We start from the raw sequence: 21,953 nt of genomic DNA, 5'->3' as shown, positions 1-21,953 counted from the left end.
AGCGTCCCGGCCACCGCCTGGGGTGACCGGGACGCTTGTTTCAACGTGTCGGCGCGGTTCAGGCGGCCAGCTTGAGCGGTTCGATCTCGCCCGAAAGGAACATCTTCTTGGCCTTGGCCCGGCTCAGCTTGCCAGAGCTGGTGCGCGGCAGGGTGCGCGGCGGGACCAGTTCGACCACGCAGTTCATGCCGGTGATCGAGCGCACCTTGTCGCGGATCATGTCGCGCAGTTCGATCCGCGCGGCGGGATCGGACACGCGGCAGTGGACCAGCACGGCGGGCGCTTCCTCGCCGTTCTCGGTCTCGATCGAGAAGGCGGCGATATCGCCGTGGTTGAACCCCGGCAGCTGCTCCACGGCCCATTCGATGTCCTGGGGCCAGTGGTTCTTGCCGTTGATGATGATCATGTCCTTGGCGCGGCCGACGATGAACAGGTAGCCATCGACCATGTAGCCCATGTCGCCGGTGTCCAGCCAGCCATCAACCAGGCAGGCTTCGGTCGCTTCGGGATCGCGGAAATAGCCGACCATCACCGACGGCCCCTTGCACCACACCTTGCCGATGTGATGATCGGGCAGCACTTCGCCGCCTTCGCCGCGAATTTCCAGCGCCATATCCTTGACCGCCTTGCCGCAGTTAACGATCGCGCGGTAGCGGGCCGGGCGAGACAGGTCGCGCGGAGTGCCAGACAGGCGCTCTTCCTCGACCAGCTCGACGCGGATCCCTTCGCCCGGCGGCATCAGGGTGACCGCCAGGGTTGCTTCGGCGAGGCCATAGGAGGGCAGGAAGGCCTGGGCCTTGAACCCGGCTTCGGCAAAAGCGTTGACGAAGCCCTGCATCACGTCGGGACGGATCATGTCGGCGCCGTTGCCGGCGATCCGCCAGCGCGACAGGTCAAAGCGTTCCGACACATGGCTCTGGCTGGAAATGCGCCGCGCGCAGATGTCATAGCCGAAGGTGGGCGAGTACGAGATCGAATTGCCCGGGTTGCGGCTGATCATGTCGAGCCAGGCCAGCGGGCGGCGGGCGAAATCCTCGGTCTTGATGTAATCGACCGAGATCTGGTTGGCGATCACTGACAGGAAGCAACCAACCAGCCCCATGTCGTGATACCACGGCAGCCAGCTGATGCAGCGGTCCGGCTGCTGCAATTGCATCCCTTCGCCATGGCCGGCCAGGTTGTTGAGCAGGCTGGCATGGGTCACCGCCACGCCGTGCGGAAAGCGGGTCGAGCCGCTGGAATACTGCAAATAGCAGATGTCGTCGCCGCTGGCCGGGGGCAGGGTGCAATCGGCCGGTTCGGTCTGCGCGAAGTCCTGCCAGGTGATCCCTTCGCAGCCCTGGCGGGCGGCGGCGGCACCGGCCATTTCCGCGATTTCGGCGGGATAGAACAGCACCTTGGGGTCGCTGCTGCTGAGCTGCACGGCCAGCTGGTCGATATAGCTGTCCTTGCCGCCGAAGCTGGTCGGCAGCGGCAGCGGCACCGGCCAGGCCCCGGCATAGACCGCGCCGCAGAACAGCGCGGCGAATTCCGGCCCGGTTTCGGCGACCAGCGCGACGCGGTCACCCTTGGTGATGCCGTGGGCGATCAGGCGGCGGGCCATGACCAGCGCGTCCTGACGGAGTTCACTGAACGGATAGACCCGCGCCAGATTGCCGCGCGGATCGTGGAAATTCATTCCCCGCTGCCCTTGCGCGGCATAGTCCAACGCTTCGCCGAAAGTGGCGAAATCGGAAAAGCGGCGCGGCAGCTCGTCGAAATTGGGGGTCGGGACCAATTGGTCCACAGCAGTCGTCACCATGGCGGCGGCGTCAGTCATTGCGCGATAACCCGTTTATTTTCAAAGGGATCGACCATCATTGGGCCTGGCTCCCGATCGTTACACGGCACGACCCTGCGAACAGGACGTGCCCCCGAGCGTTCCCAATTGCGGCACAGTGTGGCACGAATATGGCCAAGATGACCCGCGAACGCCGCAATCCCCGGCCGCTTGATGCCACGCGGCTCAACGACATGGCGCTGGCCTATGTCGCGCGCTTCGCCACCAGCGCCGCGAAACTGGAAGGCTATCTGCGCCGCAAGCTGCGCGAACGCGGCTGGGCGGGCGAGGGCGCGCCGCCGGTGGCCGAACTGGTGCAGCGCATGGTGTCGCTGCGCTATGTCGATGACGAAAGCTTTGCCCGCGCGAAAAGCGGCAGCCTGCTGCGCCGGGGCTATGGCCCGCGCCGGGTGGATCAGGCGCTGGACCAGGCGGGCATCGCCGCCGCCGTGCGTGACGAGGTGCGCGCTGCCCCCGCCGCGCAGCGCCAGGCCGCGCTGGCCATGGCGCGCAAGCGGCGGCTCGGCCCGTTCGGCCCCGGCGCGGCGGACCCGAAGGCGCGCGAAAAGCAGGTGGCGGCGCTGCTGCGCGCCGGGCACCCGCTGGACAGCGCGCGTAATTTGGTTGATGCCGCCAGCATTGCCGCGGCCGAGGAATGGGCCGCCGAATTCGATGGGGATCAATGATGCGTCATCCGTTGCTTGCCGCTGCCGCGCTGGCCCTGCTTGCGGCCTGTTCCGCCAATTCGGGCGAGGCGGGCGCATCGGTCGCGCAGGCCCCCTCGGTCCACCCCGAATCCGGGCTGCGGGTGATTCCGCTGACCGTGACCCACGCCGGCAAGAAGCACGTGTTCCGGGTGGAAGTGGCCGCAACCAGCCGCGAACAGGCCAAGGGGCTGATGTTCCGCACCGCGATGGGCCCGGATGAAGGGATGATCTTCCCGATGGATCCGCCGCGCGGGGCCTCGTTCTGGATGCGCAACACCGTGCTGCCGCTCGACCTCCTGTTCATCGGCGTCGACGGCAAGGTCAGCAACATCGCTGCCAATGCCGTGCCTTATGACGAAACCCCGCTGTCCTCGGTCGGGCTGGTCAAGGCCGTGCTGGAACTGAACGGCGGGCGCGCCGCGCAGTTGGGGATCGTTCCCGGCGATACCGTGGAATGGTAAGGCCAAGCCCCCTTTCAAGCGGCGAACAATTCGGCTAGGCGGCGGCCATGGGAATCCTTGGCAAGATCTTCACATGGTGGAACGGCGCGACCGTGACCACGCTGCTCAACAGCGCGCTGACCGGCGAACAGGTTGGCACCGACGCGCAGGGCAACACCTATTACCGCGCGAAGAAGCGCTATCCGGCGGGCCACCCCTTTGCCGGGCGCGAACGCCGCTGGGTGATCTACAATGGGGCCAACGATGCCAGCCGCGTGCCGGCCGAATGGCACGGCTGGCTGCACGGCACGCTTGATGGCGTGCCTGAAAGCAACCTGCCCGCACCGCGCATCTGGGAAGCCGAATATACTCCCAACGCCACCGGCACCGCTGCCGCCTACCGCCCGCAGGGCGCGCTGGAACGCGGCGGCAAGCGCGTCGGCGCCACGGGCGATTACGAAGCCTGGTCGCCCGAAGCCTGATGATGCGTCGGGCGCTTGCCCTGCTGCCTGTGCTGGCGCTGGCCGCGTGCAATTCGGGCGGCGAGCCTGATGCGGCCGCCACCGAAGTGCCCAAGGACGTGGCCGCCGCTGCCGCTTCGGCCCAGGCTGTGGAAAGCGAATACGGCACCCCGGTGAAGGACCGCGTCGCCACGCTGGGCCTGCTCAACAAGCGCAACAACCTCAGCCAGGACCTGGTGATGAAGCCGGGCGAATCGCGCCGGGTGGGCAACGTGGTGGTCAAGCTGGCCAGCTGCGAACGCACCCTGCCGTGGGAAAGCCCGCCCGAAGTGGGGGCCTTCGTCCAGGTTTTCGTGGAAGAACGCGCCAATGCCGAGAGCGCGCTGCAATGGCGCAAGGTCTTTTCCGGCTGGCTGTTCAGGAATTCGCCGTCGCTCAACGTGGTTGAGCATCCGGTCTATGACGTCTGGGTCAAGGACTGCGCAATGAAGTTCCCGGGTGAGGAAGACAGCCCGGCCGCCGCCGCATCGCCCAGCAGCGCGGCAAAGCCTTCGGGCAGCGCCAGCGGCTCGCCAACGCCAGTGCCAAGCCCGGCACCGTCGCCCAAGCCGGCCGCAACGCCCAGTCCTGCCGCATCGCCCGCTGTCGGGCTCTGAGCCGCGCGCAGCAGCACCAGGTATTCCGCCTGGGTGATTTCCACCGCGCCGAGCGAGGCGAGGTGTTCGGTCATGAACTGGCAGTCGAGCAAGCGCGCCCCCGCCCGGCGCAGCGCCGCGACCAGCCAGGCCAGCGCCACCTTTGACGCGTCCGGCACGCGGCTGAACATGCTTTCGCCGCAGAACACCCGGTCGAATCCCACGCCGTAGAGCCCGCCAACCAGCTGGCCATCCTGCCAGCATTCGATCGAATGGGCGGCGCCGCGCGCATGCAACTGGCGATAGCTCGCCTCGATCCGCTCGCTGATCCAGGTGTCCCCCTCATCCCGGCGCGGCCCGGCGCAGGCCTGCATCACCGCGCCAAAATCCCGGTTGCAGGTTACGGCAAAGCGCCCGCGTCGCAGCGTGCGGGCCAGCGATTTCGACAGGTGGAAGCCGTCCAGCGGCAGAATCGCCCGGCGGCGCGGCTCGACCCAGAAGATCTCGGGATCGTCGCGCGCGTCCGCCATCGGGAACACGCCGCCGCGATAGGCCAGCATCAGCAGGTCCGGATCGATCGGCGGGGGCGGGGCCGGGGCGTGCATTGCCCCCTGTGTAGCAGTTTCGTCATGTTCGGGGGAAGGGAAGGATTTGCAGCCTTGCCAAGCTCTGTAGTAACCTATAGAGGCCCGTCCGCCCGCAGGAGTGTAGCTCAGTTGGTAGAGCATCGGTCTCCAAAACCGAGGGCCGCGGGTTCGAATCCTGCCACTCCTGCCAGCATGCCCCTTCCACCCAGCGATGTGCCCATGTCCGCCGAACCTCCCTTCGAGCAGTTCAACGTGCGGGGCAGGTCGCGGCCCGGCTGGTTGTGGGGCGAACCCACCCCGCGCGAAAGTTTCTGGCTGGGCCTGATCCTGGCCGTGCTGGCGCTGCTGCCGGTGTTCGTCGCCCAGTATCCGCAGATGGTGGACTATCCCGCGCACCTGGCGCGCTACCACGTCATGCTGAACCGCGATTCGAACGCGTTCCTGCAAGCATACTATGGCTTCCAGTGGCGCTGGTCGGGCAACCTCGGGGCCGATCTGCTGATCATCCCGCTGGCCCAGCTGATGTCGCTGGAAGCTGCCGGCAAGATGATCGTCTATGTCACCGTGCTGCTCAATGGCCTAGGCGTGCTGGCGGTGGAATGGTCGCTGCGGCGGCGCATCGGGATCGGCGGCCTGTTTGGGCTGCTGTTCGTGTGGTCGCCGGCGATGCTGCTGGGCTTCCTCAACTTCGGGCTGTCGCTGGCCGCCGCGCTGTTCGCCTTTGCGCTGTGGGTGCGGCTGGACGGCCGGAAATGGCGCGCGCCGCTGTTCATGCCGATCGGGCTGGTGGTCTGGCTGTGCCACGTTTCGGGCTGGGGCACGCTGGGCGTGATGGTGTTCGGCTATGAATGGCACAAGGACAAGAGCTGGCGCGCGTTCGTGGCGCCTTGGCCGCTGATGCTGCCGTTCGCCGCGCTGATCGGCCTGTCGATTGCGGGCGAGAAAAGCGGCGGCGAACTCTATTCCTACGGCAAGGTCGTGGGCACCTACAAATGGGCGATCTGGCGTCAGGCGATGCGCGATACCTGGCGCTGGCTCGATTACGGCACGCTGATCGGGATCGGGGTGGTGCTGGTCGGCTCGCTGGGGCTGCGGCGGCTCGATGGGCGGCTGGCCTGGGCGGCGATCGCCATGCTGGCGCTGTCGCTGGTGCTGCCGCGCCACATCATCGGCGGTGACTATGTCGATGCGCGGATGATCTATACCGGGCTGATGGTCGGCTGCCTGGCGCTCAGCTGGCGCGCCCCGCGCCTCGTGCTGCTGCTGGCCGCGGCGTTGTTCCTGGGCCGGCTCGGGCTGACCACGCACACCTGGTACACCGAATCGCAGCGCACCGAACGGCTGCTGGCGATGATCGATCCGCTGCCGCAGGGGGTGAAGATCGCCAGCCTGGTCGAAACCGAGATCGGCGTTTGGCCAATCAACCCGCAGGAACACATCGCCGGCTATGCGGTGGTGCGCAAGGATGCTCTGGTCAACATGCACTTCGCCCTGCCGTTGATCCACATGCTGACGATCAACGAAGGCGGGAAATACTTCCGCGACCCCTACCACCGCCTGCTGTGGAAGAAGGGCCGCAAGACCGACATGACCACCTATGCCCCGGCGCGCTACGTCGACTGGTTCTGGTATGTCGGCCAGCACGAGCTGGACGCCCTGCCGCGCAAGGCCGAGGTGACGCTGCGCACCGACGAGGCGCTGCTGGCGCGCATGCCCCCACCGCGCCCCGAGCGCGGCCTTGCAAAACCGCCGGGCGATAGCTAAGTGCGGCGGTGTCTTCCGTCATTTGGAGAACACGCTCACCCCGGTAGCCCCCTGCGGCGCCGGGGCGGCGCTGTTCCCCAAGGCCGCGGCAGACGCCAGGAAACGCAATTTCAACAGGACGGGCGATAGCTGCCATGGCCAAGATCAATCCCGGCGAATTCATGCGCCAGGTTCAGGCGGAAGCACGCAAGGTCGTATGGCCGACGCGGCAGGAAACGGTCAGCACCGCGATCTTCGTCGCGATCCTGATGTTCATCCTGGCGGTATTCTTCCTGGGGATCGATTCGCTGTTCGGCGCGATCGTGAAATGGCTGCTGTCGCTGGCCTGATCGGCCCCGCGCGAAACGAAGGTTAGAGACGAAACATGGCTCGCTGGTACATCATCCACGCCTATTCCGGGTTCGAGAACAAGGTTCGCGAATCGATTCTGGCCGAAGCGGAACGCAAGGGCCTGGAAGCGCTGGTCGAAGCGGTCGAAGTGCCGCATGAAACCGTGACCGAGGTCAAGCGCGGCAAGAAGGTTCAGGTCGAACGCAAGACCATGCCCGGCTACGTGCTGGCCAAGCTGTCCTTGAACGACGATGTCTATCACCTCGTCAAGAACACCGCCAAGGTCACGGGCTTCCTTGGCCCCAATGGCAAGCCGCAGCCGATTACCGACCGCGAAGCCGCCCGCTATTTCGGTGCGCGCGATGCCGCTGCCGCCGAACCCAAGAAGCACGTCAGCGTCGATTACGAGATCGGCGATTCGGTCAAGGTGCTCGACGGTCCGTTCAACAGCTTCACCGGCGTGGTGGAAGAACTGGATTTCGACAAGAACCGGGTCAAGGTTTCGGTCTCGATCTTCGGTCGCGCGACTCCGGTCGAACTCGATTTCGAACACGTCGAACTGGTGAAGTAACCATGGGCCGGGCGGTGCGGGGCAACTGGTCCGTCGCCCTGGCGCTGGGCCTGGCCGTGCTGGCCCAGCCCGCCCTGGCGAAACCCGCCCCGGCCAAGGCTGCGCCGGCTGCCAAGATCGCACCCAATCCGGTTCCGCCGGAACTGGCCGCGGTTCTGGCCTCCAAGCGCTTCGCCGCCGCGCGTGAGGCGCTGCGGCTCGATCATCCGCGCATGGTCGAACAGCTCGTCACTCTGACCGAAGTGCCCGCCCCGCCGTTTGGCGAGGCGGAGCGCGGCAGCACCTTTGCCGCGCTGCTGCGCGGCAGCGGGCTGGCCGAAGTGACCACCGACGCGGTCGGCAATGTCATCGCGGTGCGCAAGGGCACCGATCCCAAGGCCGCGCCGCTGCTGGTCGCCGCCCATCTCGACACCGTGTTTCCCGCCGGCACCGATGTGAAGGTGAAGCGCGAAGGCACGCGGCTGATGGCGCCGGGGATTGGCGATGATACGCGCGGGCTGGCAGTGATGCTGTCGATCATCCGCGCGCTCGACAAGGCGGGGATCCGCACCAAGCGCGACGTGGTGTTCATCGGCAACGTGGGTGAGGAAGGGCCGGGCGATCTGCGCGGCACCCGCCACCTGTTCGCGCAGGATGCCCGGGCCAAGGCGGCGGCGGGCTTCATCACCATCGACGGCGCGGGGCAGGGGCTGATTACCACCCAGGGCGTCGGCTCGCGCCGCTACCGGTTAACCTTCAATGGGCCGGGCGGGCATTCATGGGGCAAGTTCGGGATCGTCAACCCGATGGCTGCGCTGGCCCGCACCGTTACCGGGCTTTACGCCGTGCCGGTGCCGCAGGACCCGCGCACCACCTATTCGGCCAGCGTGGTTGGCGGGGGCACCTCGGTCAACACCATCCCGAACGAGGTGTTCCTTGAAGTGGACATCCGCTCGGTCGCCCCGGCCGAGGTCGACCGCGTCGATGCCGCGCTGAAAGAGATCGCCGCGCGCGCCGTGGACGAGGAAAACGCCGCGCGCGATACCTCCAGCGGCAAGGTCAGCGTGACGTTCAAGCCGATCGGGGATCGCCCCGCCGGCTCCACGCCCGATGACAGTGCGCTGGTCCGCATCGCCTTTGCCGCCGCCCGCGCGCAGGGGATCGAATCGAAGGCCGGTTCGCAATCGACCGATGCCAACGTGCCGATGAGCCTTGGCATTCCCGCCATCGCGATCGGATCGGGCGGCAGCGGCGGCGATGCCCATGCCCCCAGCGAATGGATCGACGTGGCCGAAGGGCCAAGCCTGGCCGGCATGACCGCCGCGATGGCGACGATCCTGGGCGCGGCCGGGATCGAGCGTTAGGTCTCCTTAACCATAGTCCGCTAGACCCGGCGCCATGGCCGGGACTGCCCCCGATTACCCCGCCGAGGCGCCCGCGCGGCTGACCCGGCTTGACGGACTGCGCGGGATCGCGGCCTGCGTGGTGGCCTTTGCCTATCACCCGCGCACATTGTTCGCGCCGGAACTGTTCACCGGGCACGGCGCCGTGCTTAGCTGGCTGAGCCACTGGGGCTGGGCCTTTGTCGACCTGTTCTTCCTGCTTTCGGGCTACATCTTCGCCCATGTCTACCTGGCGGGGGAAAAGCTCGCCCGGCCCGGCGCGCTGGAACAATTCGCGGTGGCGCGGATCGCGCGGCTCTATCCGCTCCATCTGCTGACCCTGCTGGTGGTCGCCCTGTTCGCCTGGGGCGAGGATGGCAACACGGCCAGTGCCTTTGCCATGCACCTGGTCATGGCGCAGAATTTCGTGCGGCCGGTGCCCGATACCTTCAACGGCCCGGCCTGGTCGCTCAGTGTCGAGGTGTGCTGCTACCTGCTGTTCGCTTTCGCGGCGATGCGCGGCAATGGGCGGCGGCTGCGGCTGGTGACAGGCGCGGCGATCGCGCTGGGGCTGGGGCACCTGCTGCTCAGCGGCCTGCCCGAAGGCCCGTGGGTGGCGGACAACCTGCCGCGCGGGCTGCTGGGGTTCTTCCTGGGGGTGGTGCTGTGGCAAGGCCGCACTGTGCTGGCCCGCGTGCCCTGGCCCGTGCTGGCGGCGCTGCTGGCGATCGGGCTGACTGTGCCGACGGGGGCGCTCTCTTCGCTCTTGCCGCTGGTCCTGCTGGCCTTTCCGGCCGCGCTGCTGCTGGCGCTGCGCCAGACATGGCTGGATTGGCGGGTGATGCAGTGGCTGGGCGACCGCTCCTATGCGATCTACCTGATCCATCTGCCGGTGATCGCGCTGGTCAAGCGCCAGACCGGACCGGTGCTGGGTGAAGGGCCGCTGGTTTGGGCGCTCTATGGTGCGATCATTGCCGCCGTCCTGCAGCTCTCGGACCTCGCCTATCGCCGCTTCGAGATGCCGGCGCGCCGCGCGATCCGGCAGGCGTGGGAGCGCCGCCGCGCGGCGAAAACAGCGGTTTTGCCAGCCGCCGCTTGATTTCATCCCCATTCTGGCCTAGGCGCGCGCCTTCGCCCGGGCACCCCTGGGTGATTCCGTGCGGGAGAAGGGCAGTGCGTCCTTTGTTTGACCGCTTGATCTGAGGGCCGGTTTTCCAGCCCGACAGGAAGAAAGGAGGCCATCCGTGGCCAAGAAGATTGAAGGCTATATCAAGCTGCAGGTGCCGGCTGGCGATGCCAAGCCCGCCCCGCCGATCGGTCCGGCGCTGGGTCAGCGCGGCGTGAACATCATGGAATTCTGCAAGGCGTTCAACGCCGCCTCGCAGGACCTTGAAAAGGGCATGCCGATCCCGACCATCATCACGGTCTATGCCGATCGCAGCTTCACGTTCGTCACCAAGACGCCCCCGGCCAGCTACCTGATCAAGAAGGCCGCCAACCTCAAGTCGGGTTCGAAGGAACCGGGCAAGGTTTCCGCCGGAACCATCGCCCGCTCGAAGCTGGCTGAAATCGCGCAGACCAAGTTTGCCGATCTCAACGCCAACGACATCGAACAGGCCACCAAGATCATCGAAGGCTCTGCCCGTTCGATGGGTCTGCAGGTTGTGGAGGGCTAAGGACATGGCAAAGCTGACCAAGAAGCAGAAGTCGCTTAACGAAAAGCTGGGCGACAACCAGAAGCTCTATGGCGTCGATGAAGCCATCCAGCTGCTCAAGGACCTCAAGACCACCAAGTTCGACGAGAGCCTGGAAGTGTCGCTGAACCTGGGCGTCGATCCGCGTCACGCCGACCAGATGGTCCGCGGCATGGTCGTGCTGCCCTCGGGCACCGGCAAGGACGTCAAGGTTGCCGTGTTCGCGCGCGGCGACAAGGCTGAAGCCGCGCTGGCCGCCGGGGCCGACAAGGTTGGCGCCGAAGACCTGCTGGAAGACATGCAGGCCGGCAACCTGGACTATGGCCGCGTGATCGCCACGCCGGACATGATGGGCATCGTCGGCCGCCTCGGCAAGGTGCTGGGCCCCAAGGGCCTGATGCCGAACCCGAAGCTGGGCACCGTGACCCCGAACGTCGCCGAAGCCGTCAAGGCGGCCAAGGGCGGCCAGGTGGAATACCGCGTCGAAAAGGCCGGGATCATCCACGGCGGTCTGGGCAAGCTGTCGTTCTCGAACGAAGCGCTGCGCGCCAACTTCGACGCGTTCGTCGATGCGGTGGTCAAGTCGAAGCCGGCTGGCGCCAAGGGCAAGTACGTCCGCAAGGTCGGCCTCAGCTCGTCGATGGGCCCGGGCCTGAAGATCGACGTGGCGCAGGTCCACGGCGGCTAAGCCAGCCGGGGTAACCCAAGCTTGAAAGGGCCGGGAGGGGAAACCTTCCCGGCCTTTTTCATTCAAGGTTCGCGGCGGTGTAGCATTCCACGACATAGGCCAGCGCTGCCCCGTCCGGCAGGCGCAGCAGCGCGCGGTGCGACAATACCGTGCCGCGCGGGCAATAGTCCGCCGCGCCGCGCTCGCCCGCCAGCCGCTCACGGGTGAAGCGCAGCGGCGCGGCGACCCGCCCGAACGGGGTGTCGGTATCGTCCAGCGTGCGGTTCATCTCGGGCGTCAGCCGGCCGGTGGCATACCAGTTGTGCGCTTCGGACAGCAGTTTTCCACCGCAGGTCAGCCGGACGTGGCGGTAGCCCATCCGGTCATCCCCCGACAGGTCGAGGATGCGGCGCAGGTCGCCCGGCGGATCGTTGGTCCGTCCGCTGATTACTGCGGCGCGGATCTGGGGATCGGGGGCCAGATGGCGCGCCGCGCACCATTGCCCCAGCGCAGCCGTGGCGCTGGGCTGCGCGGCCAGCGCCTGTTCGAACTGGTCCAGCGTGGAGGGCGGCCCGCTCGCCCCCAGCAGCAGCGCCGCCAGCACGGGCAGCGCGCGGCGGCGTTCAGATCCCACCCGGCACAGCCTCGCGCCCGGCGGCGCGGATGCCCTGGGCGATCTCCTCAAGGCATTCGTCGATCACTGCCGGATCGGTGGAGCGGACCACGAAGTTCGCGCCGACCCGGCCTTCGCGGAAGAACGGGTAGGAGCCGATCGACACACCTTCGCGCGCCTGTTCGGTTTCGCGCAGCAGGTCGGCCACTTCGGTTTCGCCGATCCACGCGCCGATGGTGCCCGCCAGCAGCGGCAGCCCGCCCTCCAGCGTGCCGGTCAGCGCGTCGAGCATGCCCGCAGTGATTGCCGGCACCCCGGCCATGATGAACACGTTGCCGAACCGGATGCCCGGCGCGCCCGACATGCGGTTGTCGATCAGGTCGGCCCCGGCGGGGACACGGGCCATGCGCAGCCGCGCCTCGGTCAGTCCGCCGCGCGTGGCATAATACCCTTCGAGGATCGCCCGCGCCTTGGGGTGGACTTCCACAGCCACGCCCAGCGCCTCGGCAATGGCATCGACGGTGATGTCATCGTGGGTCGGGCCGATCCCGCCAGTGGTGAACAGGTAATCGTTGCGCGCGCGCAGCGTGTTCACCGCTTCGACGATGGCTTCCATCACATCGGGCACCACCCGCACTTCGCGCAGGCGGATGCCCTGGACGTTCAGCCAGCTGGCAACTTGCGCGATGTTCTTGTCCTGCGTGCGGCCAGAGAGGATTTCATCCCCGATGACGATCAGCGCGGCGGTCCAGATGCGTTGGGTTTCGGCCATGACTGATGGTTAGGTCCGCATTTCGGCTTGGGCAAGTTTTCCCGGAACCGGTCAGGCCAGAAATCAGGCCTGGACCAGTTCCTTCGCCCGGGTGAACTGCAGCACGCCATCGTCGATCGGGGCCTGGCGCATGTCCATCCGGTCTTTGCGGTAATCCTGGTTGAGCCGCCACGGCATGGCCGGGGCGTTGCGCGGCATCATGTCCTTGCCGCGGGCGAGATAGCCCGAGGAGAAGCCTTCGAACACGTCCTCGGCCTGCATCGTGGTGCCTTCGGGCAGGGCAGGGGTAGCCGCCACCGCGCCGTAAACGTCCATCTGCTTGAGCAGGCGGGTGATGTATTCGCCGATGATGTCGACCCGCAGCGTCCAGCTGGCATTGATGTAGCCGAACACCCCGGCCATGTTCGGCACGTTCGAGAACATGCAGTTGCGGTAGTAGAACGTCTTGGCGAAATCGACCGGCTTGCCATCGACCGCGATCGCGATCTTGCCGGCAAAGGCCAGGTTCAGGCCAGTCGCGGTGACAATCACGTCGGCATCGAGGTGCTTGCCCGACTTCAGCTTGATGCCGGTTTCATCGAAGCTGTCGATATGGTCGGTCACCACGCTGGCGCGGCCATCATTGATCGCATCGAACAGGTCGGCATCTGGCACCAGACACAGGCGCTGGTCCCACGGGTTGTAGGGCGGCACGAAGTCGGTTTCGTTGAACTTGTCGCCCAGCAGCTGCTTGACCCCGTCGACCAGGAATTCCTTGGACTTTTCGGGGTGGTTGCGGACGCGCTTGAAGGTGATGTCCTGCAGGGTGATGTTCTTGAACCGGGTGATGGCATAGGCCAGCTTTTCCGGCAGGAACTTGCGCAGCGTGTTGGCGATGGCATCGCGCGCCGGGCGGCTGACCATGTAGGTCGGGGTGCGCTGCAACTGGGTGACGTGGGCCGCGCCCGAATTGGCCATGGCCGGAACGATGGTTACCGCCGTGGCGCCCGATCCGATCACCACCACCTGCTTGCCGGTATGGTCGAAGTCCTTCGGCCAGAACTGGGGATGGATGATCGTGCCCTTGAACTTGTCGCGGCCGGGGAAGCCGGCGTCATAGGGATCGTCGTAATCGTAGTAGCCCGAACCCAGGAACAGGAACCGGCCCAGCACGCGCTGGCGGGTGCCATCGGCGGCTTCGGTGACCACGGTCCAGCGTGCGGTGGCGCTGTCCCAATCGGCCGAGACGACCTTCTGGCCGAAGCGCATCTTGTCGCGCAGGGCGTATTCGTCGGTGATGTCTTCAAGGTATTCGAGGATCGCCGGGCCGTCCGCGATCGACTTTTCGTGCTTCCACGGGGCAAAGGCAAAGCCCAGCGTGTGCATGTCGCTGTCGCTGCGGATGCCGGGATAGCGGAACAGGTCCCAGGTCCCGCCGACCTGGTCGCGCCGGTCGAGGATGACGAAGCGTTTGTCCGGGCAGTCATTGGTCAGGTGCACGGCCATGCCGATGCCGGAAATGCCCGCACCGACAATCACCATGTCCAGCACGTCCTCGATTGGCGCGATCGCGTTCATCCCATCTCTCTCCCAGTCCGGGCGCTTACACCCGTGTCAGTATCTGATCGCCTGCCTAGGCGATTCCATTCCCGATTGCCAGTATCATGCCGGTTTGGCACTGACTGGCAATGACCATTGTCGCTGCGCGCCGCTATTGTGGCGGGAAACTGATCGATCCCGAGCTGCCGGTGGACGGGGCAGAGCGTCCCGCGCTGCCGCCGCACAGCTTCGACTGGGTGGGCCTGGCCGAGCCGGACGCGGCGCAGATGGAGCTGGTGCGCCGCCAGTTCGGCCTGCATCCGCTGGCGGTCGAGGACGCGCTCAACCCGCTGCAGATGCCCAAGGTCGAGGTCTATGGCCCGACGCTGTTCATCGTTACCCGCACCGCGGCGATGCATAACGGCGAGAACATCGACTATGGCCAGACCGCGCTGTTCCTGGGCAAGGATTTCATCGTCTCGGTCCGCTTCGGTTCGACCCGCGCCCATACCGAGCTGCGCACCCGGCTGGAGGCTGATGACGAGCGGCTGGCCGAAGGTCCGGACTATGTCGCCCACGCGATCATGGATTTCGTGGTCGATGGCTATGTCCCGATCCTGGAAAAGCTGGAAAGCGGCGTGACCGCGATCGAGGAACGCGCGATCGACAGCTTTCCCGATCCGTCGACGATCCGCCGCATCTTCCGCCTGCGCCGCCAGCTGCGCCGCTTCCTGCGGGTGATCGGCCCGACCGACGAGATGGTCGAAAAGCTGGTGCAGCACGATTTTCCCGCGATCGATCCATCGGCGCGGGTGTGGTTCCGCGACGTGCTCGACCATGTCCGCCGCACCTTGCGCCGGGTCAACGGGCTGATGGAAACGCTGGCTAGCGTGGTTGAAACCGCCAGCATGCTCGAACAGCACCGCCAGGGCGAAATGACCCGCCAGCTGGCCAGCTGGGCCGCAATCCTGGCCGTGCCGACCGCGATTGCCGGGATCTACGGCATGAATTTCGATTACATGCCGGAACTGCGGATCAAGGGCGCCTATTTCGCCGTCTGGGGCGTGATCCTGGCGATCTGCGGCGGCCTGTACTGGCGGTTCCGGCGGATCGGCTGGCTGTAGGGGGAGGGGAGCTGATCTCCTCCGCCAGTTCGTCACCCCGGGCTTGACCCGGGGGCCAGCTGCCTTCGCTGAGCATTGCGCAGGCCCTGATGTTTGCAGGGACAAGCTGGACCCCGGGTCAAGCCCGGGGTGACGGTATGGTAGGGCAGGGCAGGGGCAGGGTGATTGGCTCTGGTCGAGCTTCAGGGCCGACCGATGCTGGTATAGGCAAACCCCTTGGCGCGCACTTCGGCGGGGTCATAGACGTTGCGCAGGTCGACCAGCACCGGGGCGTTCATCGCCGCCTTGACCCGGCCGAGGTCGAGCGCGCGGAAGGCGTCCCATTCGGTGACGATCACGGTCGCGTCCGCCCCGGCGATGGCGGCATAGGCGCTGTCGCACATCGTCACGTCGGGCATCAGCGGGCGGGCCAGCTCCATCCCTTCGGGGTCATAGGCGGTCACTGCCACCCCGGCGTCGGTCAGCGCCTGGGCAATCGCGATCGACGGGCTGTCGCGCATGTCGTCGGTGTTGGGTTTGAAGGTCAGGCCAAGCAGCGCCGCCTTCTTGCCGCGCGCCGCGTCGAGGCCGCCGAGCGCTTCGATCACCTTGCGGCCCATCGCGCGCTTGCGGGCATCGTTGACTTTGACCACCGCCTCGACGATCCGGGTCGGCGCCTCGTAATCCTCGGCGGTCTTGAGCAGGGCGAGCGTGTCCTTGGGAAAGCACGAGCCGCCATAGCCCGGCCCGGCATGCAGGAACTTGGCCCCAATCCGGCCGTCCATGCCGATCCCGCGCGCCACGTCCTGCACATCCGCGCCGACCTTTTCGCACAGGTCCGCCATTTCGTTGATGAACGTGATCTTCACCGCCAGGAAGGCGTTGGCGGCATACTTGATCAGCTCGCTCGACCGGCGGCTGGTGAACAGCAGCGGCGCCTTGTTGAGGAACAGCGGGCGGTAGACCTCGGTCATCACCTGGCGGGCCCAGTCATCCTCGGTGCCGATGACGATGCGGTCCGGGCGCTTGAAATCGCCGATTGCGGCGCCTTCGCGCAGGAATTCCGGGTTCGAGGCGACGGCGACGCGGACCGGCAGATTGGCGGCCTTGAGGATGCGTTCCACCTCGTCGCCGGTGCCCACGGGCACGGTGCTCTTGGTCACCACCACGGCGTCGTTGGCGAGGTTCTGGCCGATCTCCTCGGCCACGGCATAGACGAACGAAAGGTCGGCATGGCCATCGCCGCGGCGGCTGGGGGTGCCGACCGCGATGAAGATCGCGGCGGCATCGGCGATCCCTTCGGCAAGGTCGGTGGTGAAGCTCAGCCGCCCGGCGCGGACGTTGGACGAAACCAGTTCGGCCAGCCCCGGCTCATAAATCGGCATGATCCCGCCGCGCAGGCTGTCGATCTTGGCCGGGTCCTTGTCGATGCAGACCACGTCGTGTCCGAAATCGGCAAAGCACGCCCCCGAGACGAGGCCGACATAGCCCGAACCGACCATCGCGATCTTCATTCACAAGCTCCTTTGCGTGACGCGGATCGCGCCGTTTTCGTCGCGGGCTTCGATCAGCCAGCGGTCTTCGCCTTCCAGGCCCAGCGCGGTCAGGCAGCCAGAGCGGTAGGCGCCGGTATCGATGCCGATGCGGTTGGGACGCAGCTGCGGATCATCGGCAATGGTGTGGCCGTGGACCACCAGTGGCCCGTGGCTATCCGGGTGCGAGAGGAACGGTTCGCGGATCCAGCGCAGGTCCGACAGGGCCTGTTCTTCCAGCGGCACGCCCGGGCGGATCCCGGCGTGGACGAACAGATAGCCGCCCAGCTCGATCCGGTCCTCGAACTGGCGGATGAAGGCGATGTCCTCGGCCGGGATCGCGCGGTGCATCAGCGCGATCGTCTCGGCCAGGTCCGAGCGGGTATATTCCTCGGGATCGATCGGATAGCTGAGCAGGGTTTCCTTGCCGCCAAAGCGCAGGAAGTGGCGCAGCACGTCCTCCTTTTCCAGCGCGTCGAGGAACATCTCCTCGTGGTTGCCCATCAGGATCCGCACCGTGCGGCGGGTGGTCCAGGCGCGGGCCTGGGCGATCACGTCGGCGCTGTCCGGGCCGCGGTCGATCAGGTCGCCCAGCAGTACCACCGAGGTGTCGGCGGCGGTGCGGGCCGCGTCATCCGCCTCGATCGCATCGCGCAGCGCGGCGAACAGCGCGCCCATGCCGTGCACATCGCCCACCGCATAGGCGCGGGTTCCCGCCGGCAGTGCCGGGCGCGGGCCGCTCTCGGCGGGAGTGAATAACTTGCGCAATTTGTTGAACATGGGCTGATCCGTTGCCGCGCGGGTATAGCGGGCGCCCGATTAACGAACAATGGACTGCGCGCGCGGCGTTGCCGGAAAAGCACACAATGGACTGTTTACGCAATCGTCGGTCCGATTTGCTCTTGTGCAGCGCAACAAAAATGTGCTGCAACGCACCTGTCCATGGTGATTGCTCCCGAGAACGAGGGGCGACGGCATGACGCAGGTGGGACGAAGCACAACCAACCGCAAGGAAGATTGCCATGCTCACGTCCGTCCGCAGCCTGATGGCTGCTTCGCTTCTCGCCGGCTGCGCCCTCGCAGCTACTCCGGCTCTTGCCGATGAAACCGATGCCCCGTCCGAATTCACTGTCACCGGCAACGCCGCGCTGGTCACCGACTATCGCTTCCGCGGCATTTCGCTGAGCGCGGGCGATGTTGCCGTGCAGGGCTCGATCAACGTCAACCACGCCAGCGGCTTCTATGCCGGCGCCTGGGCGTCGAGCCTTGAGGATACGCCGGTCTATGGCAACATGGAACTGGACGTCTATGGCGGCTGGACCGGCGCCGTGGCCGATGGCCTGACCGCCGATGTCGGCCTGCTCTATTACGTCTATCCCAACGGCAACGTCGGCGATGCCAACGTGTTCGAACCCTATGCCTCGCTGACCAAGACGCTGGGCCCGGCCTCGGCCAAGGTCGGCGTTGCTTATGCCTGGAAGCAGGATTCGCTGGGCGGTGACGACAACCTGTATGTCTACACCGACTGGAGCCTGGGCGTTCCGCAAACCCCGATCAGCCTGTCGGCCCACCTGGGCTACACTGATGGCGCACTGTCGCCCAAGCTGCTGACCGGCAAGAGCACCGATGGCGGGTTCGATTACTCGCTGGGCGCCAGCGTCGCGGTCACCAAGAACCTGTCGCTGGGCGTCAGCTACATCGGCGTCGATGGCAATTCGATCGACAGCGTGTCGAACGATGCCGTGGTCGGCACGCTCAAGGCCTCGTTCTAAGGGGCAGCCACCGCTTCTGCATTCACCGGGTGCATGGCGCGACCCGCTTCGGCGCAAGCCGGAGCGGGTCGTTGGCCGTTCAGCGCAGCGAGAATTCGACCGTGGTGACCACCCGGACCTTCTTGTAGGGGGTGCTGGCCGCACCCCAGCCGCCGCCGCTGTCATCGCCGCTGGCCGTGTCGCGATCGAGGATCGAGAAATAGCCCTGCGTCGCGCTGCGGATCGCGCCGACCGAAGTGCCGCTGTCCTTGGCGAACTGTTCGGCCGAGGCGCGCGCGTCCCTGGTTGCCGCCGCGATCATTTCGGGCTTGATCGCATTCAGCTTGGTGAAGCTGTAGCTGATCGCCGACCCGTCCTCGAGCTCCACCCCGGCACGGACCAGGTCGAACTGGTGCCTGGCCGCGTCCTGGGCGCGCTTGATGTCCTGGGTGCGCAGGGTCATGCGCTGGCGCACGGTTACCTTGGGGTTGCCGTTCTCGGTATAGGTCGAGACGTTCACCCCCACCGGCTGCAATTCGCCCGCCGGAAAGCCGGCGTCCTTGAAGAAGGCGCGGATCGCGGCGGCATCGCGGTCGGCATCGGCCTGGGCACTGGCCAGGTCCGGCGCGCTGGCCGAAAAGCTGAGCGACCAGGTGGCAAGATCGGCGGTCACGTCCTTTTCCGCAAGGCCCCGCACGGTCACCGCGCGGTCCGCCTCGCGCGCGCGGACCAGGCCGTTGCCGAGGAGGTATCCGCCCGCGATCAGGCCAATGGTCAGCACCCCCGCCGTCGCCAGCCAGCGGCGGTTGAGCGGATCGTGCCAGAATTGGGTGGCAATGGTGGGGTCATCATGCGTAGAATCGGACATGGCCAATCTCCCTGCGATGGGCAGGGGATGCGCGCTTGATGCTGTCTGCACGATGAACCGTGCATATCCATCGATGAATTGAGTTGGAAAGACCCGATGCCCAAGTTTCTCCATTCCATGATCCGCGTCACCGATCCTGAAGCGACAATCGCCTTCTTCGAATTGATCGGCGTGAAGGAAGTGAAGCGATTTTCCAGCGAGCAGGGCCGCTTTACCCTGATCTTCCTGGCCGCGCCCGGCGATGAAGGGGTGGCCGAAGTGGAACTGACCTACAACTGGCCGCCCGAGGACGGCGCGGGGGAAAGCTATAGCGGGGGCCGCAATTTCGGCCACCTCGCCTACCGCGTGGACAATATCTACGAAACCTGCGCCGCGCTGATGGCGGCGGGGCACATCATCCACCGTCCGCCGCGCGATGGGCACATGGCCTTCGTCAAGACGCCGGACGGGATTTCGGTCGAACTGCTCCAGGACGGGCACCTGGCGCCGCAGGAGCCCTGGGCCAGCATGGAAAACACCGGAACCTGGTAAGTCAGCGCGCCGGGCGGGCCCAGCGCAGCACGGCGTAGCCCGCCAGAGCGGACAGCAGCGATCCCGCCAGCACGCCGAGCTTGGCTTCCTCGACCAGCATGGGCTGGCCGGGGAAAGCCAGTTGGCCGATGAACAGGCTCATCGTGAAGCCGATCCCGCACAGCAGGGCCATGCCCCACAGCTGGGTCCAGGTGGCCCCGGCGGGCGGATCGGCCAGACGCAGCCGCTGCGCCAGCCAGATCGCGCCGAGCACGCCGGTCTGCTTGCCGAGGAACAGGCCCAGCGCGACGCCCAGCGGCAGCGCGGCGGCCAAGCCATCGGGGCCGATCCCGGCCAGCGCCACCCCGGCATTGGCAAAGCCGAACAGCGGCACGATCAGATAGGCGCTCAAGGGCGCCAGCGCGTGTTCCATCCGCAGCAGCGGGCTATCGCCATGCCCGTCCAGCCGCAGCGGCACGCACAGCGCCGCCAGCACGCCCGCCACCGTGGCATGAACGCCCGAATGCAGCACTGCAAACCACAGCGCGGTGCCCAGCAGGGCATAGACCCAGCCGCTGGTCACCCCGCGCGCATTGCACAGCGCCAGCAGTGCCAGCACCGCGCCCGCACCGGCCAGCCACGGCAGGCTGATCCCGGCGGTATAGGCCAGCGCGATGATCGCCACCGCGCCCAGATCGTCGACAATCGCCACAGTCAGCAGGAACAGCCGCAGCGATGGCGGCACGCGGCTGCCCAGCAGCGCCAGCACTCCCAGGGCAAAGGCGATGTCGGTGGCGGCGGGAATTGCCCAGCCAGCGTGCAGGGCAGGCACATCGCGCGTCACCACAAGGTAGACCAGCGCGGGCATGGCCATGCCGGCCGCCGCCGCCAGCACCGGCAGCCGCCGCCGCGCCGGGCTGGACAGTTCGCCGTCCAGCACCTCGCGTTTGATCTCCAGCCCTACCACGAAGAAGAACAGCGCCATCAGCGCGTCGTTGATCCACAGATGCAGCGTGTTGAGCTTGGCCACCGGGCTCCACGCCCATTCGCTGTGGAACAGCGCGTGGTAGCCATGGGCCAGCGGCGAATTGGCCGCGATCATCGCTGCTGCGGCCACCGCGATCAGCAGCAGGCCCGCACCCGCCTCGCCATGGAGCAGGCGGGCGAGGGCGCTGGCAAGGCGGGAGAGCGGGTGGCGCGGCTTGGTCATGGCCCGAAGCATTTGCCGCAAGGCACGGCAAAGGCAACCGAAACCGGCGCTGCGCCGGTTCGCCGCGTGGCCGGAGCCGGGCTTACTCGGCGGCTTTGGCCAGCGGGTAGGGCAGCTTGCCTTCGTAGATCAGCCCTTCGCTCTCGCTTTCGATGTCGACCGCGCCGACAATGTCCAGCGCCGCGCGGGCGTCGGGCACGCTCAGGTGCCAGATGTCCTCCATCTTCGCCATCCAGATCGGCCCGCTCTGCCGCCCGATTGCCAGGCCGTGCTCGATGCATTCGATCACCTTGGGCCAGATCGCCGGATAGTGCAGCACCGAACGGGTCAGGATGCGGGTCATGCCGAAGATCGACAGGACGTTGATCTCGCCCACCAGTTCCTCGTTCTCGATGAAGCGGTGGATGCTGGCGAGGCGCATCCAGTAGGGCAGCAGTTCGCCGAGGTAATTGAAGCCCCCGCCGCACAGGATGTGTTCGAAATCGTGGGTCTGTCCGGCGCGCATGTTGAAGAACTGCCACTGGCTTTGCGGCTGGGTCCACGGCACGATCTGCAGCCCGTAATTGCCCGCCTTGCACGCGCCGTAGAGGATCCCGCCAACCGATTCGGGCGGCAGGTCGGCCATGTCTTCCAGCTTGTAGCTGGAGACGAAGCCTTCGCCGATCCACTGGTCGAGCCGGGCATTGGTGCGGCGTTCTTCGTGGAACAGGGCTTCGATCCGGTCAAAGTCGCGCAGCTCGTCGAGGATCGGCAGCAACTCGTACATCTCGGCCGGGCCGGGGAAATCGAGGCCGCCCTTCTTCAATTGCGAGCGCGCCACCCAGTCGCGCAGCTTGGGCGAATTGAGGTATTTCGACGATGATACCAGCACGCTGCTCATGGTCGGCAGCTGGTTCACGCCGCGATAAAGATAGGCGTCTTCGGCCATGTTCGCTCTCCCGTCAGACTCGCAGCCTTGCGCGGGGCGGGAAAGTGGTCATCATCCAAACGGGTGATGCCGGCCGCCGTCGTGCGTGGTGGCATTGGGCAAAGGATAATTG

General features: G+C 66.5%; 23 protein-coding genes, 1 tRNA gene and 1 pseudogene. 15 read left to right on the top strand and 10 right to left on the bottom strand.

What is annotated here, in order from left to right; genetic code table 11:
- Window positions 1-58 precede the first annotated feature (58 nt).
- Entirely contained in the window at window positions 59-1,819 is a 1,761-nt protein-coding gene (locus ACE3N9_RS09805) for a fatty acyl-AMP ligase (RefSeq protein ID WP_374283328.1), read from the bottom strand.
- Window positions 1,820-1,950: 131 nt separating this feature from the next.
- Between ACE3N9_RS09805 and ACE3N9_RS09800 the strand changes: the two genes are divergently transcribed.
- From ACE3N9_RS09800 to ACE3N9_RS09785, 4 genes are read left to right on the top strand one after another with little or no spacing between them, the layout of a single operon-like run.
- Window positions 1,951-2,505 (top strand): regulatory protein RecX, encoded by a 555-nt coding sequence (locus ACE3N9_RS09800; protein ID WP_374283326.1) that lies wholly within the window; start codon window positions 1,951-1,953, stop codon window positions 2,503-2,505.
- Entirely contained in the window at window positions 2,505-2,987 is a 483-nt protein-coding gene (locus ACE3N9_RS09795; RefSeq protein WP_374283324.1) for a DUF192 domain-containing protein, read from the top strand. Before ACE3N9_RS09800 ends, ACE3N9_RS09795 begins: the two co-directional genes overlap by 1 nt.
- Window positions 2,988-3,034: 47 nt before the next feature.
- A complete protein-coding gene (locus ACE3N9_RS09790; protein ID WP_374283322.1) occupies window positions 3,035-3,448 on the top strand; it encodes an NADH:ubiquinone oxidoreductase subunit NDUFA12 in 414 nt (137 codons plus the stop codon).
- Complete coding sequence (locus ACE3N9_RS09785; protein ID WP_374283320.1) at window positions 3,448-4,083, top strand: DUF2155 domain-containing protein; 636 nt, start codon at window positions 3,448-3,450, stop codon at window positions 4,081-4,083. The genes ACE3N9_RS09790 and ACE3N9_RS09785 overlap by 1 nt, the downstream gene beginning before the upstream one ends.
- 47 nt (window positions 4,084-4,130) lie before the next feature.
- Here ACE3N9_RS09785 and aat read toward each other — a convergent pair.
- Window positions 4,131-4,622, bottom strand: a pseudogene (gene aat, locus ACE3N9_RS09780) (leucyl/phenylalanyl-tRNA--protein transferase); the annotation flags it as partial.
- 141 nt (window positions 4,623-4,763) lie between these two features.
- Here aat and ACE3N9_RS09775 point away from each other — a divergent pair.
- The 8 genes from ACE3N9_RS09775 to rplA all read left to right on the top strand — a co-directional run bounded on the left by ACE3N9_RS09775 (window position 4,764) and on the right by rplA (window position 11,057).
- Window positions 4,764-4,839 (top strand) — tRNA-Trp (locus ACE3N9_RS09775).
- A gap of 29 nt (window positions 4,840-4,868) precedes the next feature.
- Window positions 4,869-6,413 carry a hypothetical protein gene (locus tag ACE3N9_RS09770; RefSeq protein ID WP_374283318.1) on the top strand — a complete coding sequence of 515 codons (1,545 nt, stop codon included), beginning with the start codon at window positions 4,869-4,871 and terminating at the stop codon, window positions 6,411-6,413.
- Between the two features lie 134 nt (window positions 6,414-6,547).
- Window positions 6,548-6,742 carry a preprotein translocase subunit SecE gene (secE, locus tag ACE3N9_RS09765; RefSeq protein WP_374283315.1) on the top strand — a complete coding sequence of 65 codons (195 nt, stop codon included), beginning with the start codon at window positions 6,548-6,550 and terminating at the stop codon, window positions 6,740-6,742.
- A gap of 35 nt (window positions 6,743-6,777) precedes the next feature.
- Window positions 6,778-7,314, top strand: coding sequence for a transcription termination/antitermination protein NusG (nusG, locus tag ACE3N9_RS09760; protein ID WP_374283313.1), 537 nt, complete (start codon window positions 6,778-6,780; stop codon window positions 7,312-7,314).
- Window positions 7,315-7,316: 2 nt separating this feature from the next.
- Entirely contained in the window at window positions 7,317-8,657 is a 1,341-nt protein-coding gene (locus ACE3N9_RS09755; RefSeq protein WP_374283311.1) for a M20/M25/M40 family metallo-hydrolase, read from the top strand.
- A gap of 34 nt (window positions 8,658-8,691) precedes the next feature.
- Entirely contained in the window at window positions 8,692-9,774 is a 1,083-nt protein-coding gene (locus ACE3N9_RS09750) for an acyltransferase family protein (protein ID WP_374283309.1), read from the top strand.
- A gap of 145 nt (window positions 9,775-9,919) precedes the next feature.
- Window positions 9,920-10,351, top strand: coding sequence for a 50S ribosomal protein L11 (gene rplK, locus ACE3N9_RS09745; RefSeq protein ID WP_374283307.1), 432 nt, complete (start codon window positions 9,920-9,922; stop codon window positions 10,349-10,351).
- A 4-nt stretch (window positions 10,352-10,355) separates the two neighbouring features.
- On the top strand, window positions 10,356-11,057 hold the full coding sequence (rplA, locus tag ACE3N9_RS09740) for a 50S ribosomal protein L1 (protein WP_374283305.1): 702 nt from the start codon (window positions 10,356-10,358) through the stop codon (window positions 11,055-11,057).
- 58 nt (window positions 11,058-11,115) lie between these two features.
- On the opposite strand, the gene ACE3N9_RS09735 is transcribed toward rplA, so the two are convergent.
- The 3 genes from ACE3N9_RS09735 to ACE3N9_RS09725 form a co-directional block, all read right to left on the bottom strand.
- A complete protein-coding gene (locus ACE3N9_RS09735; protein WP_374283303.1) occupies window positions 11,116-11,670 on the bottom strand; it encodes a hypothetical protein in 555 nt (184 codons plus the stop codon).
- The gene (locus tag ACE3N9_RS09730; RefSeq protein ID WP_374283301.1) at window positions 11,660-12,421 is read right to left on the bottom strand and encodes a competence/damage-inducible protein A; all 762 of its coding nucleotides are present in this window, start codon (window positions 12,419-12,421) and stop codon (window positions 11,660-11,662) included. The genes ACE3N9_RS09735 and ACE3N9_RS09730 overlap by 11 nt, the downstream gene beginning before the upstream one ends.
- 63 nt (window positions 12,422-12,484) lie before the next feature.
- The gene (locus ACE3N9_RS09725; protein WP_374283299.1) at window positions 12,485-13,978 is read right to left on the bottom strand and encodes a flavin-containing monooxygenase; all 1,494 of its coding nucleotides are present in this window, start codon (window positions 13,976-13,978) and stop codon (window positions 12,485-12,487) included.
- Window positions 13,979-14,088: 110 nt separating this feature from the next.
- Here ACE3N9_RS09725 and ACE3N9_RS09720 point away from each other — a divergent pair, with 110 nt between their 5' ends.
- Window positions 14,089-15,063 (top strand): magnesium and cobalt transport protein CorA, encoded by a 975-nt coding sequence (locus ACE3N9_RS09720; protein ID WP_374283297.1) that lies wholly within the window; start codon window positions 14,089-14,091, stop codon window positions 15,061-15,063.
- Window positions 15,064-15,245: 182 nt separating this feature from the next.
- Here ACE3N9_RS09720 and ACE3N9_RS09715 read toward each other — a convergent pair whose 3' ends face one another.
- Together ACE3N9_RS09715 and ACE3N9_RS09710 are read right to left on the bottom strand one after the other, a co-directional pair.
- Window positions 15,246-16,556: a UDP-glucose/GDP-mannose dehydrogenase family protein gene (locus ACE3N9_RS09715; protein WP_374283295.1), complete on the bottom strand. Its 1,311-nt coding sequence runs from the start codon at window positions 16,554-16,556 to the stop codon at window positions 15,246-15,248.
- Window positions 16,557-17,354, bottom strand: coding sequence for a metallophosphoesterase (locus ACE3N9_RS09710; RefSeq protein WP_374283293.1), 798 nt, complete (start codon window positions 17,352-17,354; stop codon window positions 16,557-16,559).
- 266 nt (window positions 17,355-17,620) lie between these two features.
- On the opposite strand from ACE3N9_RS09710, the gene ACE3N9_RS09705 reads away from it, so the two are divergent.
- On the top strand, window positions 17,621-18,346 hold the full coding sequence (locus ACE3N9_RS09705) for a TorF family putative porin (RefSeq protein WP_374283291.1): 726 nt from the start codon (window positions 17,621-17,623) through the stop codon (window positions 18,344-18,346).
- Window positions 18,347-18,425: 79 nt separating this feature from the next.
- Here the strand turns inward: ACE3N9_RS09705 and ACE3N9_RS09700 are convergent, their stop codons facing one another.
- Complete coding sequence (locus ACE3N9_RS09700; protein WP_374283289.1) at window positions 18,426-19,193, bottom strand: SIMPL domain-containing protein; 768 nt, start codon at window positions 19,191-19,193, stop codon at window positions 18,426-18,428.
- 96 nt (window positions 19,194-19,289) lie between these two features.
- On the opposite strand from ACE3N9_RS09700, the gene ACE3N9_RS09695 reads away from it, so the two are divergent.
- Window positions 19,290-19,724: a VOC family protein gene (locus ACE3N9_RS09695; protein WP_374283287.1), complete on the top strand. Its 435-nt coding sequence runs from the start codon at window positions 19,290-19,292 to the stop codon at window positions 19,722-19,724.
- Between the two features lies 1 nt (window position 19,725).
- Here ACE3N9_RS09695 and nhaA read toward each other — a convergent pair whose 3' ends face one another.
- On the bottom strand, window positions 19,726-20,913 hold the full coding sequence (nhaA, locus tag ACE3N9_RS09690) for a Na+/H+ antiporter NhaA (protein WP_374283285.1): 1,188 nt from the start codon (window positions 20,911-20,913) through the stop codon (window positions 19,726-19,728).
- A gap of 82 nt (window positions 20,914-20,995) precedes the next feature.
- Window positions 20,996-21,841, bottom strand: coding sequence for a hypothetical protein (locus ACE3N9_RS09685; protein ID WP_374283282.1), 846 nt, complete (start codon window positions 21,839-21,841; stop codon window positions 20,996-20,998).
- Window positions 21,842-21,953: the final 112 nt, after the last annotated feature.

The organism is Novosphingobium sp., from assembly GCF_041905565.1.
GTDB lineage: Bacteria > Pseudomonadota > Alphaproteobacteria > Sphingomonadales > Sphingomonadaceae > Novosphingobium.
This window is presented reverse-complemented; position numbering and strand designations above follow the sequence as displayed.